This is a genomic window from Weissella kandleri (assembly GCF_001438705.1).
Lineage (GTDB): Bacteria > Bacillota > Bacilli > Lactobacillales > Lactobacillaceae > Weissella > Weissella kandleri.
On the sequence record NZ_JQBP01000016.1, the window covers coordinates 1 to 524 of the forward strand.

Annotated in this window: 1 protein-coding gene; it reads right to left on the reverse strand. The window is 38.4% G+C overall.

Features of this window, described 5'->3' with window-relative positions; genetic code table 11:
* Positions 1–524: MucBP domain-containing protein (locus tag IV73_RS06445; protein WP_162258972.1), on the reverse strand; the 524-nt coding region annotated here is incomplete at both ends.

Consider the following 524-nt stretch of genomic DNA (forward strand, 5'->3'; position numbering starts at 1 on the left):
CTCCAGCTAGGGTTGTTTTTTCAGCTGCTGTCTTAGGTAATGCTGATTGAATTCCGTTAACCACATTATTTACTACGTTGCCATCCGATGAACCAGTATCTTTTCCAACATTGTTATTTCCTGGTTGATTCGTCTGGCCTGAATCATTTGGTGTATCCGGCTTATTCGGATCAGTCGGTGTTACATTATGATTATCATTTTTAGTATAGACATACGTAACCGTCTGGTTACCTGCCACATACTTACCAACCTCATTACCCTTGACTTCTTTAAAGGTATATCCTTCAATGTCTTTCTTCTCAGTCTTGTATGCAGTACCAGCCTTCTCCTTTGTCACTACCGACTTAGCAATCTCTTTTCCATTTTCATCAACATACTTTACCGTCAATGTTCCATCTTGGACTGGCATTACTGGCGTATTATCCTTTAACTTCTTATAGATCATTGTTACTGTTTGTGGTTTATCTGTAAATTTACCACTTTCGTTACCATCTTTTGCTTCTGCAAAGATATATCCTGGAATA